Source organism: Enterobacter cloacae complex sp. SHL001 (genome assembly GCF_049236825.1).
Classification (GTDB): domain Bacteria; phylum Pseudomonadota; class Gammaproteobacteria; order Enterobacterales; family Enterobacteriaceae; genus Enterobacter; species Enterobacter hormaechei_C.
On the sequence record NZ_JBMKIP010000003.1, the window covers coordinates 546046 to 563973 of the forward strand.

Consider the following 17928-nt stretch of genomic DNA (forward strand, 5'->3'; position numbering starts at 1 on the left):
AATACTGCATACGTAGGCCCGGTAAGCGTAGCGCCACCGGGCTGCTTTTTATCGGTGGAACTCCGCCACCGTCATGGTGAAGCGAAGTACGGTATCGCCTTCATTGGCATAGCCGTGCGCGGCTTCCGTTTTCGCCACCGCCGACGCGCCAGCATTAACCTGTACCACCGTCTCGTCCACCGTCAGGGTTAACATGCCTTCGTTCACGTGCAGCAGCTCAAAGGTTCCCGCGGGATGTCCCGGAGAGGTGAAAGTCTCTCCCGGATGCATCTCCCACTGCCACAGCTCAATCATGTCCGGGCCTGCGGTGCCTGCCAGCAATCTGGCATAACCGCCCTGTGCGCCCTGCCACAGAACCGGGATCGCCTCTTCCTGAATAATGTGTACCTGCGGCTCGCTGGAGACGTTAACGATGTCTGCCACCGAGACGCCAAGCGCGGCGGCCAGTTTGCACAGAATGGCAATGCTGGGGTTGGCAGCCCCTTTTTCGATCTCCACCAGCATGCCTTTGCTGACGCTGGCGCGGCGGGAAAGCTCGTCCAGCGACAGCTTTTTCTCTTTCCGCCAGCTGCGGATACGGTTCGCCACGGCCAGGCTTACCTGGGCAACATCGGCGCCCGCATCGGTCATTATATTGACTTTATCAGTCATTGTTCACTACCATGGTATAAAACAGTCAATACAGGATTATTTATGTCTCTTCTAACACCGTCAATAGATTCGCGACTTGTCGGGATCGCGCCCGGCTTTCGGGCACTGAGCATTCTGGTTGAAGCTGCCCCGATTACCCAACCGGAGGTTGCGCCCGCTGCGCTGGCGCAGGCCTGCCAGCAGATGCTCAATGATGATGTGCCCTGGGCAGAAAATCATCTCGCCGCCTGGGATGAGGTGTTTAAAGCCTTTGGTGCAAAACCCAAACGTACACCCTGCTCGGCCTCGGCCCTGCGCAAGCGCGTGATGAGAGACGGTTCGCTGCCGCCGCTCGACCCGGTGGTGGATATCTATAATGCCATCAGTATCCGCTACGCTATTCCGGTAGGGGGAGAAAATCTGGCGGCTTACTCGGGAGCGCCGCGCCTGACGCTGGCCGACGGCAGCGAGCCGTTTGATACCTTTAAAGAAGGTGAGCCGGTTGTAGAAAATCCGGAGCCAGGCGAAGTTATCTGGCGTGACGATCTCGGCGTCACCTGCCGCCGCTGGAACTGGCGACAGGGGGTACGCACGCTTCTGGACAGCCAGGCGCAATCCATGTGGTTTATTCTCGAAAGCCTGCCGTCGATGCCGCTGGCGACATTACAGGAAGCTGGCGATGAGCTGGTGAGCAATCTGCAAAAGCTGATGCCGGGCGCGACGGCGCGTATTCAGTTGCTGGAGCTGGCGTGAACAACGCCGGGTGGCGCTTCGCTTACCCGGCCTACAAATACTGCATATGTAGGCCCGGTAAGCGCAGCGCCACCGGGCAAACATCGCACCATCCCCCGTAGGCCCGGTAAGCGCAGCGCCACCGGGCAAACATCGCACCATCCCCGTAGGCCCGGTAAGCGCAGCGCCACCGGGCAAAGCCGCTACTCCGGCAACAACCCCACAAAACAGCGTTTTTTGCGCGGCTCTGACATCAGCTCTTCAAGCTTATCCACGCACGCCAGATAGTGTGGCGTTTGCTTATGCGCCAGCACCGCCGCTTCGTCCTTATAGGCTTCGTAGATAAAGAAGCGGGTTTTCACCCGCGGGTCCTGCAAGACATCAAAGCGCAGGTTTCCCGGCTCCTTGATGGCCCCCTCGTGGTTGGCGCGAAATACCTCCAGAAACTCGTCCACCCGCTCGGGTTTAATATTAATCTCCACCAGCGTCACGTTCATTTTGCTTCTCCCTGTTTCTCTTCCTGCCAGAACTGGAACGCCTCCCGGGCGCTCATGTTCTCGTGAACGACTTTCTTCACCGCCTTCAGCATGGCGAGTGGCGCGCTGGACTGGAAGATATTCCGCCCCATGTCCACGCCGGATGCGCCCTGGTCAATCGCCCGCCAGCACATCTCCAGCGCCTCGTGCTCCGGCAGCTTTTTGCCCCCGGCGATAACAATCGGCACCGGGCAGCTGGCGGTCACTTTTTCAAAGCCCTCGTCCACGTAGTAGGTTTTGACGAACTGCGCTCCCATTTCGGCGGCGATGCGGCTGGCAAGCGAGAAATAGCGCGCGTCACGCGCCATCTCTTTCCCGACGCCCGTCACCGCCAGCGTCGGCATGCCGTAGCGCGCCCCCGCATCCACCAGCTTGATGATGTTGTTGATCGACTGATGCTCAAACGGGCTTCCGATATACACCTGCGCCGCCACCGCGCAGACGTTCAGGCGCAGCGCGTCCTCCATCGCCACCGCCACGCACTCGTTGGACAGCTCGCCCAGAATCGAGTTACCGCCGGAGGCGCGCAGCACCACCGGTTTGTTCGTGGCGGCAGGCACCTGGCTCCTGAGGATGCCGCGGGTGCACATCAGCACGTCGGTTTCACCAAACAGCGGCGCGATGGAGAGATCGATACGCTCAAGGCCGGTGGTCGGCCCCTGAAAGTAGCCGTGGTCAAAGGCTAGCATCACCGTGCGGTTGCTCTGTGGGTTGAAGATGCGCGCAAGCCTCGACTGCATTCCCCAGTCCAGCGAGCCGCAGCCCTTCAGGGTGTACGGCACATTCTGCTGCGGCGTGCCGATGCCAAAATCCTTGCCGTCTTTGATGTCATCTAAATCAGCCATTTGCTCCCCCGTCAGAAATCGTATTTGTTGATGTTCTCTTTGGTGAACACCACCCGCTCCGGCAGCAGCACGATGCCGTTGCCCTTCGCCTCATACTGGTAGCCCTGCACGCTGTTCGGCTCGACCTTCAGCGTCCCGATATCTTTCACGTCGACGCTGTCGCCAGGGTTAAGATCGCCTTTTTTCAGTAAACGATCGGCGACATTGACCGCAATTTTGCCCTGTTGCACCACATCCCACAGGCCGAAGGCTTTCACCGTGCCGCGCTCAACGTACGGGCGCATCACGTTCGGCGTGCTGAAGCCGACAATCGCTACCCCTTCCCGTTTCAGGTTTTCCGCCGCCTGTGCCGCGGCTGGCAGGGCGTTGGCGTCCGGGGCGATAATCGCGTCCAGATCCGGGTAGGCTTTTAAGATCCCCTCGGCGGTTTGCAGGGATTTGGTGGCGTCGTTATAGCCAAACTGGGTGGTGACGACCTGCCACTGAGGATGATCTTTCTCGATTTTGGCCTTTGCCTCTTTCACCCACTGGTTCTGGTCGGTAACGGTCGGGCTGGAGTAGAAGAACGCCACTTTCGCGTTCGGTTTGGTGACCTGTTTGCCCGCCATCTCCACCAGCAGGCCGCCGAGCTGCTCCGGCGTTCCCTGGTTGATGTAGATGCTGCGGCACTCCGGTTTGGTGTCGGAATCCCAGGTCAGGACCTTGACTCCGCGCTGCATCGCGCGCTTCAGTGCCGGGCAGAGGCCGTCCGGCGACACGGCGGAGACGATAATGGCGTTATAGCCCTGGTTGACGAAGTTATTGATCAGCTGCACCTGGCCGGAGACGCTCGGCTCGGTCGGGCCGTCGTAGGTCACGTCCACGCCGAGATCTTTCCCCGCCTCTTTCGCGCCGTTGCCGCCGCTGGTGAAGAATCCCACGCCTACCAGTTTCGGGATAAAGGCGATGCGGTCTGCCGCCTGCGCCGACGCAACGCTGAGAGCCATCGCCAGCACGATCAGTTTTGTTTTCATCTTACGCTCCGGATAGTTTTCTAAAGAGAGATCGCACCCATTCACGGTGCAGACTCAGCGAACGTCCCATCACCACCACAACCAGCAGCGCCCCTGACAGCGCGCTCGACACCTGGTTGGGGATGCCGACCATCTGTAAACCCTGTTGCAGATACCCCACCAGCAGCGCCGCCAGTGCCGTACCCACAACCGAACCTGAACCGCCATAAATATTCGCCCCGCCGAGAACCGCGGCGGTAAGCGCGGGCATCAGCAGATCGCGCCCTAAATCCGAACGCGCCGAGCCGAAATAGGAGACCATCACCAGCGCGGCAATCGCCGAGGCCACGCCCACCAGGCCGTACAGCGCGTAGGGCATCCCGCTCACCGACAGCGCCGCATAGCGCGCCGCGCGCGGGTTTTGCCCTATCAGAAACAGGTGGCGTCCGAAGCGTCCGCGGTGGGTAATCAGCCAGAAGAACAGCGTGATAAAGGCGAACAGCACCAGCGGGATCGGCAGCCCTAAAACGGTGAGGTTAGCGAACGCGGTAAAGCTGTCCGGGAAGCCGCCGATCCCCTCGTACCCCGTCGCCCCCGCCATGCCGGAGAGCAGCAGCGCCCCGCCGCCGTACAGGTACAGCGTACCGAGAGTGATCACCAGCGGGCTGATCCCGGTGTAGTGAATAAGCAATGCGTTAACCAGCCCGCACAGCAGGCCGAGCAGCAGCGTCAGAGGGATGGCAACCGCCATCGGCCACCCTGCCTGCATCATCACCCCCAGCGCGATGGCGCACAGGCCGATGGTTGAGCCGAGGGAAATATCGATCCCGCCGCTGATAATCACAAGCGTAAGCGGCAGCGCCACGATGCCAATGCAGATAAAGTCGCTGGTGCTGAACAGCAGCATGTTGATATCAAGCATGCGCGGGTTGATGGCGCCGAAGAGCAGGATCTCCAGCACCAGTAAAATCAGCAGCGCGCTTTCCCAGTTAAGCCTCATTTACGCCACCTCTTTTTTGCGTTTCGGAAACGGGGTAACGTGCTTTCCCCCTTTGTTACCCGGCTGGAAACGGCTGTATTTCAGCGCCCGCTGATGCCGTGAGAGCGCCTGACGCAGCCGCCCGTCGAGCACCAGCACACCCAGCAGCACCAGCCCGGCGATAAAGTCGTTCCACCACGCCGGGAGCCTGAACAGCACCAGCACGGTATCGATTTGGGTGAGGAAGAACGCGCCGAGGAAGGCGCCAACCAGCGTGCCGGTGCCGCCCAGCAGCGAGATGCCACCGAGCACGCAGGCGGCGATGGCCTTCATCTCCAGCCCGCTGCCGGTCTGGTTCGGCACGAAGCCAATCTGTGAGGCAAACACAATCCCGGCGCAGGCCGCCAGCATGCCGTTGAGGGTAAAGGCGATCATGCGGTTGCGGTTCACCGCCACGCCCAGCTGGCGCGCGGCGGCGAGGTTATCCCCCACGGCGTAAAAATCACGTCCAAAGGCGGTGCGCGACAGCGTCCACGCGCCGATGGCCGCGATAATCAACACCAGTATGCCGAGCGGCGAAATGCCGACGGCGGCGGGCTCAGAGAGAGATTTCAGCCCCGGCGGCAGCCCTTCTATCCACTTCCCGCCGGTCCACAGCAGCATCGCCCCACGATACAGCCCCAGCGTGCCGAGGGTGGCGACAATCGCCGGAATGCGCAGGCCCACCACCAGAAAACCGTTGAACGCCCCCGCCAGCGCGCCGAGCGACAGCGCGAAGAGAATGGAAACGGGCAGGCTGTAGCCGCCGTTCAGCGCCACGCCGACGGCAATAGCGGAAAGCCCGACGGTGGAGCCGACGGAGACGTCAATATTGCGGGTCAGCATCACCAGCGCCGCGCCGATAGCCAGCAGGATCAAGATCTGCGAGCTGGCGAAGATCATCCCCAGCGTCTGTAAGCTCAGGTAGGACGGGTTCAGCGCCACCAGCACGGCGAACAGCGCCAGAATGGAGAGAAACGCGCTCAGCTCGCGGTTTTTCAGTAAGATCTTCATGATTGCCCTCCAAACGCCAGCGCCATCATCCGGTCGAGGCTGACGGCGTGGCGCGGCAGCTCGCCGCTGAGCACGCCCTGATGCATTACCAGCACCCGATCCGCGAGGCCGGGAAACTCATCGAGATCGCTTGAGATCATCAGCACCGCCACGTTCTGCGCCGCCACGCTTTTCAGCAGCTGATAAATATCAGCGCGCGCCGATACGTCCACGCCGCGCGTCGGTTCATCGACGATCAGCAGCAGCGGGTTGGCCTCAAGACAGCGCGCCAGCAGCACCTTCTGCTGATTACCACCGGAGAGCGTGCGCACGGTTTGATCCGCATGGTTGAGCTTGATCCCCAGCGCCCGGTGATAGCGTTCCACTACCGCAGACTCCCGCTTTCGCTGCTGCCAGAGCGACGGCTCGTTCAGCGCCACGGTGTTCCAGCGGATCGGCGCGTCGAGAAACAGGCCGGACACCTGCCTGTCTTCCGGCAGATAGACCAGCCCTTTTTGCAGGCGTGAACTGACCGGATCGGCGGTGATCTCCTGGCTCTCCAGCCACACCCGCCCGCCGCGAACCGGACGCAGGCCGTAGAGCGTTTCGGCAAACTCGGTGCGCCCGGACCCCACCAGCCCGGCCAGACCGACAATCTCCCCGGCGTAAATCTCAAGGCTGAGATCGATAAAGCCCTCCCCGGTGAGCGCTTCCACGCGCAGCACGGGAAAATCCTGCGCCTGGGTGCGGCGGTTGCCCGGCAGCGCCAGCCACAGCTTTTGCGTATCGCTCAGGGATGTCTCCCGGCTTACCGGCGTCATGGCGGCGATCAGGGCGTTATCGTCAAAATGCGCAGTTTCGCCGCTGAGCACCACCGCGCCGTCGCGCATCACTGAGACGTGACTCGAAAGCATGCGAATCTCCGGCAGCTTATGCGAGATAAAAACAATCCCGACGCCAAGATCCTGCAAGGCGCGGATCTGGCGAAACAGCCGTTCGGTTTCACCGGGCGTCAGCGAGGCCGTGGGTTCATCAAGGATCAGAATTCTGGCGTTGCGCATCAGCCCGCGCAGGATCTCCACCATCTGCTGGTCCGCCACCTCGAGGGTGCTGGCGGTAGCGTCGAGGTTAAGCTGGCATTGCAGCTGCCGGAGTTTTTCCGCCAGGCGTTTTTCCCGATCGCGCTCTCGCGGCAGACGAAACAGGATGTTTTCCCGCACCGTCAGGTTGGGAAATAGCAGCGGCTCCTGCGGCACCAGATAAATGCCTAACCTGTGCGCCTGCGCCGGGGTAAGCCGTGCAAAAGACTCACCCGCCACCGAAAGTTCACCGCTATCCGGGGTTTCTACCCCGGCGATGATCTTCATCAGCGTCGATTTTCCCGCGCCGTTACCGCCCATCAGCGCATGCACCTGCCCCGCAAGCAGCGTGAAATCAATGCCTTTTAAGACCGGTACGCCTGAAAACTGCTTGCTGATATCACGCGCGTCGAGAAGTGGTGTCATCATCGCTCCGCTATTGAACAAATGATTTTTATATTTAATAATGTTCAAAAGCGTAGACGGTGAACTATATTTACAACCGTGCAGGGATCACAGTTTTATCGATTGAGATTCAGATAAAGCGGAAACGATCGAAAAGATCCGTTTTGTCGCGTGGCTCACATTTTCACGTCGCACCATCACGAACATATGATCTAAATTTTTATAAGAGTTCAATTATGAGCGATAAACGCACTGCGGAAGAAGGACGGTTTGCCGGGCTGGCACTGGCGGAAGAGGAGCTGGTGGCGCGCGTGGCCTGGTGCTACTACCACGACGGGCTGACCCAGAACGACATCGGCGAACGGCTCGGGCTGCCGCGTCTGAAGATCTCCCGCCTGCTGGAGAAAGGCCGTCAGTCCGGGGTGATCCGCGTGCAGATCAACTCCCGCTACGAGGGCTGCCTGGCGCTGGAAACCGAGCTGCAACAACGATTTGGCCTGAAGCTGGTGCGCGTGATGCCCGCCCTGAATACGCCGCCGATGAACGTGCGGCTGGGCATTGGCGCGGCACAGTCGCTGATGGGCGTACTGCAACCCGGCCAGCTGTTAGCGGTGGGCTTCGGTGAAACCACCATGAGCAGTCTGCAACACTTAAGCGGCTTTATCAGCTCGCAGCAGATCCGCCTGGTGACGCTCTCCGGCGGCGTCGGGCCGTATATGACCGGTATCGGCCAGCTGGATGCAGCCTGTAGCGTCAGCATGATCCCCGCCCCGCTTCGCGTGTCATCCGCTGAAGTCGCCGGGATCTTAAAGCGCGAAACCAGCGTGCGGGACGTGATCCTCGCCGCCACCGCGGCTGACGTGGCGGTGGTCGGGATTGGCTCGGTAAACCAGCGCCGTGACGCGACGATACTGCGCTCCGGCTATATCAGCGAAGGTGAACAGCTGATGTACGCCCGTAAAGGCGCGGTGGGCGATATCCTTGGCTATTTCCTCAATGCCGAAGGGGAATGCGTTGAGGAGCTGGAGATCCACAAAGAATTACTGGGCGTCACGCTCGATGAACTGGCGCAGCTGCCCACCATCGTAGGCGTGGCCGGAGGGGAAGAGAAAGCCGATGCGATTTATGCCGCACTGAAAGGTCGCCGTATTAATGGCCTGGTGACGGAAGAGACGACAGCCCGCGCGGTGCTGGCTCTGGCCGGATAAGAGCAGCCCTGCGCCTGACACGAGGCAAGCTCATGAGTTACCTTTTAGCGTTAGATGCAGGGACAGGCAGCGTTCGCGCCGTGATTTTTGATTTACAGGGCAACCAGATTGCCGTTGGCCAGGCCGAGTGGAAGCACCTGAGCGTGGAGAACGTGCCGGGCTCGATGGAGTTCGACCTCGACACCAACTGGCGGCTGGCCTGCCGGTGTATTCATCAGGCGCTGGAGCGCGCACGCCTGAGCGCGGCGGATATTCAGTCCGTCGCCTGCTGCTCGATGCGCGAAGGGATTGTGCTGTACGACCGCAACGGCGAGGCTATCTGGGCCTGCGCCAACGTCGACGCCCGCGCCAGCCGCGAGGTGGCTGAACTCAAAGAGATCCACGACTACCGGTTTGAATCCGAAGTGTATGATGTTTCCGGCCAGACGCTTGCCCTCAGCGCCATGCCGCGCCTGCTGTGGCTGGCGCACCATCGTCCGGATATTTATCGTAAAGCCGCCACCATCACCATGATCAGCGACTGGCTGGCGGCGAAGCTCTCCGGTGAGCTGGCGGTCGATCCGTCCAATGCGGGCACCACCGGCATGCTGGATCTCTTCTCCCGCGACTGGCGTCCGGCGCTGCTCGACATGGCCGGGCTGCGCGCCGATATTCTCTCTCCGGTGAAAGAGACCGGCACCGTGCTGGGGGCGATTACCAGACAGGCCGCGCAGCAGAGCGGCCTGCGCGAAGGCACACCGGTGGTGATGGGCGGCGGCGACGTGCAGCTGGGCTGTCTGGGGCTGGGCGTGGTCCGCGCCGGACAAACGGCGGTTCTCGGCGGCACCTTCTGGCAGCAGGTGGTGAATCTGCCGCAGGTGCGCACCGACCCTGAGATGAACATCCGCGTAAACCCGCACGTCATCCCCGGCATGGCGCAGGCGGAGTCGATCAGCTTCTTTACCGGGCTAACCATGCGCTGGTTCCGCGACGCCTTCTGCGCCGAAGAGAAGCTGATTGCCGAACGAATGGGAATGGACACCTACTCCCTGCTCGAAGAGATGGCGAGCCGCGTCCCGGCGGGCTCCCACGGCGTAATGCCGATCTTCTCCGACGCGATGCATTTTAAGCAGTGGTATCACGCAGCGCCGTCGTTTATTAACCTCTCCATCGACCCGGAAAAGTGCAACAAAGCGACGCTGTTCCGCGCGCTGGAAGAGAACGCGGCCATCGTCTCGGCCTGCAACCTGGCGCAGATTTCGCGCTTCTCCGGCGTGACGTTTGAGAGCCTGGTGTTTGCGGGTGGCGGGGCCAAAGGCGCCCTGTGGAGCCAGATTTTAAGCGACGTTACCGGGCTGCCGGTGCGCGTGCCGGAAGTCAAAGAGGCAACGGCGCTGGGTTGCGCGATTGCGGCAGGTGCTGGCGCGGGGTTGTTTGCGGATATGGCTTCGACGGGCGAGCGGCTGGTGAAGTGGAGCCGCGAGTTCACGCCGAACCCGCAGCACCGCGAGCTGTACGACGGCATGATGCAGAAATGGCAGGCGGTGTATGCCGACCAGCTTGGGCTGGTGGACAGCGGGCTGACGACGTCGATGTGGCAGGCACCGGGGCTGGTGCGGGCATCCCCCTCACCCCGGCCCTCTCCCTAAGGGAGAGGGAGATTAAGTCCCCTCTCCCTGTGGGAGAGGGTTAGGGTGAGGGCATCAGGCCACACCAATATTTGAATCCCATCACATTCACTGCATTCCCCTTTTCCCTTTTACTCCCCGCTGGCTAAATTAGTAACTCATCCGACCACATAACAATAATTTTACACTGGAAGAGACTATGAGCCGCTACCCGTCGTTATTCGCCCCTCTCGATCTGGGGTTCACCACCCTCAAAAACCGCGTGCTGATGGGCTCGATGCACACCGGGCTGGAGGAGCGTCCGGACGGGGCTGAACGTCTGGCAGCCTTCTATGCCGAGCGCGCGCGCCACGGGGTGGCGCTGATTGTCACCGGCGGCATAGCCCCTGCCCCTTCCGGCGTGACGATGGAGGGCGGCGCAGTGTTGAACGATGCGTCACAGCTGCCGCATCACCGCATTGTGACCGACGCGGTCCACCGCGAGGGCGGCAAAATCGCCCTGCAAATTCTGCATACCGGACGCTACAGCTATCAGCCGAACCTGGTTGCCCCCTCGGCTATTCAGGCGCCGATTAACCGCTTTACTCCCCATGCCCTCAGCCACGACGAGATCCTGGCCCTGATAGACGATTTTGCCCGCTGCGCCGCGCTGGCGCGGGAAGCGGGCTACGACGGGGTGGAGGTGATGGGCTCGGAAGGCTACCTGATCAACGAATTCCTCGCCGCACGCACCAACCAGCGCGACGACGAATGGGGTGGCGACTATGCCCGCCGGATGCGTTTTGCCGTGGAGGTGGTGCGCGCGGTGCGTGAACGTGCGGGTACGGATTTTATTATCATCTTCCGCCTGTCGATGCTCGACCTGGTAGAGGGCGGCGGCACCTTCGACGAAACCGTGCAGCTGGCGCAGGCGATTGAAGCCGCTGGCGCCACCATCATCAACACCGGGATTGGCTGGCACGAAGCGCGCATTCCGACCATCGCTACGCCGGTGCCGCGCGCGGCGTTCAGCTGGGTAACGCGCAAGCTGAAAGGCAAAGTCTCCGTTCCACTGGTCACCACCAACCGCATTAACGATCCGCAGGTGGCGGAGGATGTGATCTCACGCGGCGATGCCGATATGGTATCGATGGCGCGCCCGTTCCTCGCGGATGCCGAACTGCTCTCCAAAGCGCAAAGCGGCCGTGCGGACGAGATTAATACCTGCATCGGCTGTAACCAGGCGTGTCTGGATCAGATCTTCGTCGGCAAGGTCACCTCCTGCCTCGTTAACCCCCGCGCCTGCCATGAAACCAAAATGCCGATCGTTCCTGCGGTCAACAAGAAGCGTCTGGCCGTGGTGGGTGCAGGGCCGGCGGGCCTGGCGTTTGCAGTCAATGCCGCCTCGCGCGGGCACAGCGTGACGCTGTTTGATGCGCTGGCGGAAATCGGCGGGCAGTTTACTATCGCCAGACAGATCCCCGGCAAAGAGGAGTTCTACGAAACGCTGCGCTATTACCGCCGGATGATCGAGGTGACGGGCGTCGATCTGCGGCTTAAACAGTTTGTCAGCGCGGCGGATCTGATCGGTTTCGACGAGGTGATCCTCGCGAGTGGGATCGCCCCGCGCACACCTGCGATCGAAGGCATCCATCATCCGAAGGTATTGAGCTATCTGGATGTATTAAGGGACAAAGCGCCGGTTGGCGAGAAGGTGGCGATCATCGGCTGCGGCGGGATCGGTTTTGATACCGCGATGTATTTAAGCCAGCCGGGCGAAGCCACCAGCCAGAACATCGCTGAGTTCTGCGTGGAATGGGGCATTGATACCAGTCTCAGTCAGTCCGGCGGTTTACGCCCGGAAGGTCCGCAGCTGCCGAAAAGCCCGCGTCAGATTGTGATGCTCCAGCGTAAAGCCAGCAAGCCGGGTGAAGGGCTGGGGAAAACCACGGGCTGGATCCACCGCGCCACCCTGCTCGCGCGCGGGGTGAAGATGATCCCCGGGGTGAGCTACCAGAAGATCGACGACGACGGGCTGCACGTGCTGATCGGCGGCGAACCGCAACTGCTGCGCGTGGATCATGTGATTTTGTGCGCCGGGCAGGAGCCGAAGCGGGATCTGGCGGATCCGCTGCGTGAGGCGGGGAAAACGGTGCATTTGATCGGCGGGTGCGATGTGGCGATGGAGCTGGATGCGCGGCGGGCAATTGCGCAGGGGACGAAGTTAGCTCTGGCGATCTAGGGCATTGCCGGGCGGCGCTTCGCTTGCCCGGCCTACGGGTTCGAGGCCATTGTAGGCCCGGTAAACGAAGCGCCACCGGGCATCAGGCCGCACATACCCAATCTTACCGACGACGCCCCAGCTTCACCGATTTCAGCACCACGAATTTGTTATTGGTGGCAATGGTGACGCAGTTGCCGAAAATCTTCTTCAGCTTGTGGAAGTAGTCCAGATGGCGGTTCGCCACGATATACAGCTCGCCGTTGATTTTCAGGCAGCGGCGCGCGTGGTGGAACATCTCCCACGCGACGTTATCCGTCAGGGCGTGCTTCTGGTGGAATGGCGGGTTACAGAATACCGCGTTGAAGCGGAAAGGCTCTACGCCCGACAGCGCGTTATTGATCATAAACTCGCAGCGATCCAGTGCCTCCGGCAGGTTGGTTTCCACGTTCAGACGGCTGGAGGCCACCGCCATTGGCGATTCGTCGCTGAACACCACGCTGGCCTCCGGGTTCTTCGCCAGCAGCGTCAGGCCAATCACGCCGTTACCGCAGCCGAGATCAACGATTTCCCCTTCCAGGTTTTCCGGCAGATGTTCCATAAAGAAGCGTGCGCCGATATCCAGACCGGTACGGGAGAAAACGTTCGCGTGGTTGTGGATGGTCCAGTCGGTGCCTTCCAGCTTCCAGCTCAGCGTCTCCGGCGCGTCGGCCAGCGCCGGTGCGCTGAAGGTACAGTTGATCAGGCGCGCTTTTTTCCAGGCAAGCGTCGTGGTGGTCGGGCCGAGCACTTTCTCGAACAATTCCAGCGTCGAGGTGTGAATATCGCGCGCTTTGGCACCCGCGATAATACGCGTATCCGGCGTCACGACCTTACGCAGCGCGCGAAGCTGCTGCTCCAGCAGCGCCATGGTTTTGGGCACTTTAATCAGCACCACGCCCGGCGCCTGCGGGTAGTCCGCGGTGCTGTCGAGGAACTTCACGCTGGATTCGTCGATATCGTTGTGACGCAGGTTTTCACGCGTCGCCAGCTCGCTTAAGTAAGAATCGCCGATACTGTAAGGCGCATGTTCCGCCAGCGCGCAGGCCAGCGCGCCAAACGCGTCATTCAGGATCAGAACCGGGCCGCTGATTTCAGTCCCATCCAACTGTTGCAGCAGATATTCATCCGCCGCTTCCCACGCCTGAAGCGGGTTAACGTCGTCCGTTTCCGGGAAACGTTTAAGGTTGAGTGAACGGAAACCGTTGTCTAAGTGGCTCATCGGCCCTCCTGAATGGTAAAATTTGGCGTATCCCTGAAAAGGGTGCGTGAGTATACCCGTTTTCACACTATTTTGGGGTTTTGATGAACCAGCTGACTTATCTCCAGGGCTATCCGGAGCATTTACTTTCCCAGGTTCGTGACCTGATTGCCGCGGGAAAGCTCGGTGCGGTGCTGGAGAAACGCTACCCGGGCACGCATGATTTCGCGACTGACAAAGCCCTCTGGCAGTATACGCAGGATCTGAAAAACCAGTATCTTAAGAGCGCTCCGCCGATCAACAAGGTGATGTACGACAATAAGATCCACGTGCTGAAAAACGCGCTCGGCCTGCATACCGCCATCTCCCGCGTACAGGGCGGCAAGCTGAAGGCCAAAGCGGAGATCCGCGTCGCGACCGTCTTTCGCAATGCGCCGGAAGCCTTTCTGCGGATGATCGTGGTGCACGAGCTGGCGCACCTGAAAGAGAAAGAGCACGACAAAGCGTTCTACTCACTGTGCTGCCATATGGAGCCGCAGTACCACCAGCTGGAGTTTGATACCCGTTTGTGGCTGACGCATTTATCGTTAAAGAGTAATGCGCAGTAGCGCACGCGAAATGTCATGATGACGTGCTACAGTGGCTTTAGGTTCCCTGCTACGGAGTACGTAAACGTTTATGATACGTTTCGCAGTCATCGGTACGAACTGGATCACGCGCCAGTTCGTCGACGCCGCCCACGAAACCGGCAAATATAAGCTCACCGCAGTCTATTCCCGCAGCCTTGAGCAGGCGCAGAGTTTTGCGAATGACTACCTGGTTGAACATCTGTTCACCTCGCTCGATGAGATGGCGCTAAGCGACGCCATTGACGCGGTCTATATCGCCAGCCCGAATTCTCTGCACTTCCCGCAAACGAAGCTGTTCCTCAGCCACAAAAAGCATGTGATCTGCGAGAAGCCGCTCGCCTCGAATATTGAGGAAGTGGAAGCCGCCATTGCGCTTGCCCGCGAAAACCAGGTGGTGCTGTTTGAAGCGTTCAAAACCGCCAGCCTGCCGAACTTCCTGCTGTTGCAGCAATCGCTGCCGAAAATTGGCAAAGTGCGTAAAGCCTTTATCAACTACTGCCAGTATTCCTCGCGCTACCAGCGCTACCTGGACGGCGAAAACCCGAACACCTTTAACCCGGCATTCTCGAATGGCTCGATTATGGATATCGGTTTTTACTGCCTGGCCTCTGCGGTCGCCCTGTGGGGTGAACCGCACGGCGTAACCGCCACCGCCAGCCTGCTGGAAAGCGGCGTGGATGCACACGGCGTTGTGGTGCTGGACTACGGTGATTTTAGCGTGACGTTGCAGCACTCGAAGGTCAGTGACTCCGTACTGCCAAGCGAAATTCAGGGCGAAGACGGCTCGCTGGTGATCGAAAAAATCTCCGAATGCCAGAAGCTAAGCATCGTTCCCCGCGGCGGCAAAGCGCAGGAGCTGACGCAGCCTCAGCATATTAACACTATGCTCTATGAGGCAGAGGTCTTCGCCCGTCTGGTAGAAGACAACGAAGTGAACCACCCGGGGCTGGCGATCAGCCGCACCACGGCGAAACTGCAAACGGAGATCCGCCGACAGACTGGCGTGATCTTCCCCGCAGACGGCGTGAATGTGGAAGCCGTCGCGTAAAACTGTGTAATGAAATCGTGCAGACCATTGACGAAACCGATGGTCTGACATAATTTGTTACCTGCAAAGGGGAGTAACTTCTTCGCCGGTGGATCGTCATTACGATGCGTGCAAAACCGCATCCGGTCGCCGGGCAACCTTCGTGGTTGTAAGTGAGACCTTGCCGGAAGGCGAGGTCTATGCATAAAAAGCTAACGGCTATCGTCTTCTGACCATGGCCGTTTTTGTTTTTTATGTGTAAGGAAAATAGTATGCATTCTGTCGGCACTCCAATGCTGTGGGGCGGATTCGCGGTTGTCGTGCTCATCATGCTGGCAATCGACCTCTTTTTGCAGGGTCGTCGCGGCGAGCACGGCATGAGCGTCAAGCAAGCCGCCGTCTGGTCGCTGGTATGGGTTACCCTCTCACTCCTCTTCTGCGCCGCCTTCTGGTGGTATCTGGCCTCAACCGAAGGCCGCGCGGTGGCCGATTCTCAGGCACTCGCCTTCCTCACCGGCTATCTGATTGAAAAAGCGCTGGCGGTTGATAACGTCTTCGTCTGGCTGATGCTGTTCAGCTACTTCGCCGTGCCTGCGGCTCTGCAACGCCGCGTGCTGGTGTACGGCGTGCTGGGCGCTATTGTCCTGCGTACCATCATGATCTTCGCCGGTAGCTGGCTAATTACCCAGTTCGAATGGCTGCTGTATGTATTTGGCGCGTTCCTGCTGTTCACCGGGGTAAAAATGGCGCTGGCGAAAGAAGACGATACCGGGATCGGTGATAAGCCGCTGGTGAAGTGGATCCGGGGTCATCTGCGCATGACGGACAAGATCGAGAGCGAGCATTTCTTCGTGCGTAAGAACGGCCTGCTGTTCGCCACCCCGCTGCTGCTGGTGCTGATTCTGGTCGAACTGAGCGACGTGATTTTCGCGGTGGACAGTATCCCGGCTATCTTTGCGGTCACTACCGACCCGTTCATCGTGCTGACTTCTAACCTGTTCGCCATCCTCGGCCTGCGTGCGATGTACTTCCTGCTGGCGGGTGCGGCAGAGCGCTTCTCAATGCTGAAGTACGGTCTGTCGGTGATTCTGGTGTTTATCGGTATCAAGATGCTGATCGTCGATTTCTACCATATTCCGATCGCCATTTCGCTCGGCGTGGTGTTTGGCATTCTGCTGGTGACGCTGATTATCAATACCTGGGTTAACCGCCAGCACGATAAGAAGCAGCAGGCTTAGTGCAACGTTCGGTGCGGGCTGATGCCCTCACCCCAACCCTCTCCCACAGGGAGAGGGGGAAATGCAATGTAGGCCGGGTAAGCGCAGCGCCACCCGGCACTTTCGTTAATCAATAGTTAAAAAACATGACGCAACACGTAAAATCCAGCATTTTACGCTTCCGCCTTTCGCTGCTTTCCCTGATACTCAACCAGGCAAACAAATACTTACATCCGGACACAAATGTGACTTAGAGCACATCCAGGATGGAACGCAATTTCACTCAGGAATAACGTATGAGCACACAATCACGCGGTCTGTTCGCGCGCCTGGCGCAGGGCAGTCTTGTAAAACAAATTCTGGTCGGGTTGGTACTGGGTATTCTGCTGGCGATGGTGTCAAAACCTGCCGCGGAGGCCACGGGGCTGCTCGGCACCCTTTTCGTTGGCGCACTGAAGGCCGTCGCCCCGGTACTGGTGCTGATGCTGGTGATGGCGTCGATTGCCAACCACCAGCACGGACAAAAAACCAACATTCGCCCTATTCTGTTCCTGTATCTGCTGGGAACCTTCTCTGCTGCCTTAACGGCCGTGGTGTTTAGCTTCCTGTTCCCGTCCACGCTGCACCTGACCAGCGCGGCCGGTGATATCACCCCGCCGTCCGGGATTGTGGAAGTGCTTCGCGGTCTGCTGATGAGCATGGTCTCTAACCCCGTCACCGCGCTGACGAACGCGAACTACATCGGCATCCTGGTCTGGGCGATCGGTCTGGGCTTCGCGCTGCGTCATGGTAACGAGACCACGAAAAACCTGGTGAACGATATGTCCAACGCTGTCACCTTTATGGTGAAGCTGGTGATTCGCTTTGCGCCAATCGGTATTTTCGGCCTGGTCTCCTCCACGCTGGCAACCACCGGTTTCGATGCACTGTGGGGCTACGCGCAGCTGCTGGTCGTCCTGGTCGGCTGTATGCTGCTGGTGGCGCTGGTGATCAACCCGCTGCTGGTGTTCTGGCAGATCCGCCGCAACCCGTATCCGCTGGTGCTGACCTGCCTGCGTGAAAGCGGCGTGTATGCCTTCTTCACCCGCAGCTCGGCGGCAAACATTCCGGTCAACATGGCGCTGGCGGAGAAGCTGAATCTGGATCGCGATACCTATTCGGTGTCGATTCCTCTGGGTGCAACCGTGAACATGGCAGGTGCGGCGATCACCATCACCGTGCTGACGCTGGCGGCGGTGCATACGCTGGGCATTCCGGTGGATCTGCCAACCGCGCTGCTGCTGAGCGTCGTTGCATCACTGTGTGCCTGTGGCGCATCCGGCGTGGCGGGCGGCTCGCTGCTGCTGATCCCGCTGGCCTGTAACATGTTCGGTATTCCGAACGAGATTGCCATGCAGGTTGTCGCGGTCGGCTTCATTATCGGCGTATTGCAGGATTCCTGCGAAACCGCGCTGAACTCCTCTACCGACGTGCTGTTTACCGCAGCGGCCTGTCAGGCAGAAGACGCACGTTTAGCGAAGAACGCGCTGCGCAGTTAAAAAGAAAAGCCCGGTGGCGGCTACGCCTTACC

Annotated in this window: 16 protein-coding genes; 8 read left to right on the plus strand and 8 right to left on the minus strand. The window is 59.9% G+C overall.

Going from position 1 to position 17928, the window contains the following annotated elements; translation table 11 throughout:
• Nucleotides 1-48: 48 nt before the first annotated feature.
• Entirely contained in the window at nt 49-651 is a 603-nt protein-coding gene (locus ACOTYH_RS11990) for a helix-turn-helix domain-containing protein (protein WP_032669129.1), read from the minus strand.
• 42 nt (nt 652-693) lie between these two features.
• Here ACOTYH_RS11990 and ACOTYH_RS11995 point away from each other — a divergent pair, with 42 nt between their 5' ends.
• The gene (locus ACOTYH_RS11995) at nt 694-1383 is read left to right on the plus strand and encodes a B3/4 domain-containing protein (RefSeq protein ID WP_058689633.1); all 690 of its coding nucleotides are present in this window, start codon (nt 694-696) and stop codon (nt 1381-1383) included.
• Between the two features lie 182 nt (nt 1384-1565).
• Here the strand turns inward: ACOTYH_RS11995 and lsrG are convergent, their stop codons facing one another.
• Genes lsrG through lsrA form a run of 6 tightly spaced genes read right to left on the minus strand, consistent with a single transcriptional unit; the run spans nt 1566 to nt 7251 of the window.
• A complete protein-coding gene (lsrG, locus tag ACOTYH_RS12000; protein WP_023295476.1) occupies nt 1566-1859 on the minus strand; it encodes a (4S)-4-hydroxy-5-phosphonooxypentane-2,3-dione isomerase in 294 nt (97 codons plus the stop codon).
• The gene (gene lsrF / locus ACOTYH_RS12005) at nt 1856-2743 is read right to left on the minus strand and encodes a 3-hydroxy-5-phosphonooxypentane-2,4-dione thiolase (protein ID WP_017694299.1); all 888 of its coding nucleotides are present in this window, start codon (nt 2741-2743) and stop codon (nt 1856-1858) included. The genes lsrG and lsrF overlap by 4 nt, the downstream gene beginning before the upstream one ends.
• 11 nt (nt 2744-2754) lie before the next feature.
• Entirely contained in the window at nt 2755-3756 is a 1002-nt protein-coding gene (gene lsrB, locus ACOTYH_RS12010) for an autoinducer 2 ABC transporter substrate-binding protein LsrB (RefSeq protein WP_058689634.1), read from the minus strand.
• Nucleotide 3757: 1 nt separating this feature from the next.
• On the minus strand, nt 3758-4735 hold the full coding sequence (gene lsrD / locus ACOTYH_RS12015) for an autoinducer 2 ABC transporter permease LsrD (protein WP_058689635.1): 978 nt from the start codon (nt 4733-4735) through the stop codon (nt 3758-3760).
• Nucleotides 4736-5767 carry an autoinducer 2 ABC transporter permease LsrC gene (gene lsrC / locus ACOTYH_RS12020; RefSeq protein ID WP_058689636.1) on the minus strand — a complete coding sequence of 344 codons (1032 nt, stop codon included), beginning with the start codon at nt 5765-5767 and terminating at the stop codon, nt 4736-4738.
• Nucleotides 5764-7251: an autoinducer 2 ABC transporter ATP-binding protein LsrA gene (gene lsrA, locus ACOTYH_RS12025; protein ID WP_058689637.1), complete on the minus strand. Its 1488-nt coding sequence runs from the start codon at nt 7249-7251 to the stop codon at nt 5764-5766. The genes lsrC and lsrA overlap by 4 nt, the downstream gene beginning before the upstream one ends.
• A 215-nt stretch (nt 7252-7466) precedes the next feature.
• Here lsrA and lsrR point away from each other — a divergent pair, with 215 nt between their 5' ends.
• The 3 genes from lsrR (at nt 7467) to ACOTYH_RS12040 (ending at nt 12266) form a co-directional block, all read left to right on the plus strand.
• Nucleotides 7467-8438: a transcriptional regulator LsrR gene (lsrR, locus tag ACOTYH_RS12030; RefSeq protein ID WP_015571933.1), complete on the plus strand. Its 972-nt coding sequence runs from the start codon at nt 7467-7469 to the stop codon at nt 8436-8438.
• 32 nt (nt 8439-8470) lie between these two features.
• Nucleotides 8471-10066 carry an autoinducer-2 kinase gene (gene lsrK, locus ACOTYH_RS12035; protein WP_033487678.1) on the plus strand — a complete coding sequence of 532 codons (1596 nt, stop codon included), beginning with the start codon at nt 8471-8473 and terminating at the stop codon, nt 10064-10066.
• Nucleotides 10067-10244: 178 nt separating this feature from the next.
• On the plus strand, nt 10245-12266 hold the full coding sequence (locus ACOTYH_RS12040; protein WP_421637762.1) for an FAD-dependent oxidoreductase: 2022 nt from the start codon (nt 10245-10247) through the stop codon (nt 12264-12266).
• 103 nt (nt 12267-12369) lie between these two features.
• Here the strand turns inward: ACOTYH_RS12040 and rlmG are convergent, their stop codons facing one another.
• Nucleotides 12370-13506 carry a 23S rRNA (guanine(1835)-N(2))-methyltransferase RlmG gene (rlmG, locus tag ACOTYH_RS12045; RefSeq protein WP_032649625.1) on the minus strand — a complete coding sequence of 379 codons (1137 nt, stop codon included), beginning with the start codon at nt 13504-13506 and terminating at the stop codon, nt 12370-12372.
• An 83-nt stretch (nt 13507-13589) separates the two neighbouring features.
• Between rlmG and ACOTYH_RS12050 the strand changes: the two genes are divergently transcribed.
• The 4 genes from ACOTYH_RS12050 to sstT all read left to right on the plus strand — a co-directional run bounded on the left by ACOTYH_RS12050 (nt 13590) and on the right by sstT (nt 17896).
• The gene (locus tag ACOTYH_RS12050) at nt 13590-14093 is read left to right on the plus strand and encodes a YgjP-like metallopeptidase domain-containing protein (RefSeq protein ID WP_003862622.1); all 504 of its coding nucleotides are present in this window, start codon (nt 13590-13592) and stop codon (nt 14091-14093) included.
• A gap of 70 nt (nt 14094-14163) precedes the next feature.
• Nucleotides 14164-15162 (plus strand): Gfo/Idh/MocA family protein, encoded by a 999-nt coding sequence (locus tag ACOTYH_RS12055; RefSeq protein ID WP_058671313.1) that lies wholly within the window; start codon nt 14164-14166, stop codon nt 15160-15162.
• Nucleotides 15163-15413: 251 nt separating this feature from the next.
• Entirely contained in the window at nt 15414-16379 is a 966-nt protein-coding gene (locus ACOTYH_RS12060; RefSeq protein ID WP_421637763.1) for a TerC family protein, read from the plus strand.
• A gap of 275 nt (nt 16380-16654) precedes the next feature.
• Nucleotides 16655-17896 carry a serine/threonine transporter SstT gene (gene sstT / locus ACOTYH_RS12065; RefSeq protein ID WP_033487676.1) on the plus strand — a complete coding sequence of 414 codons (1242 nt, stop codon included), beginning with the start codon at nt 16655-16657 and terminating at the stop codon, nt 17894-17896.
• Nucleotides 17897-17928: the final 32 nt, after the last annotated feature.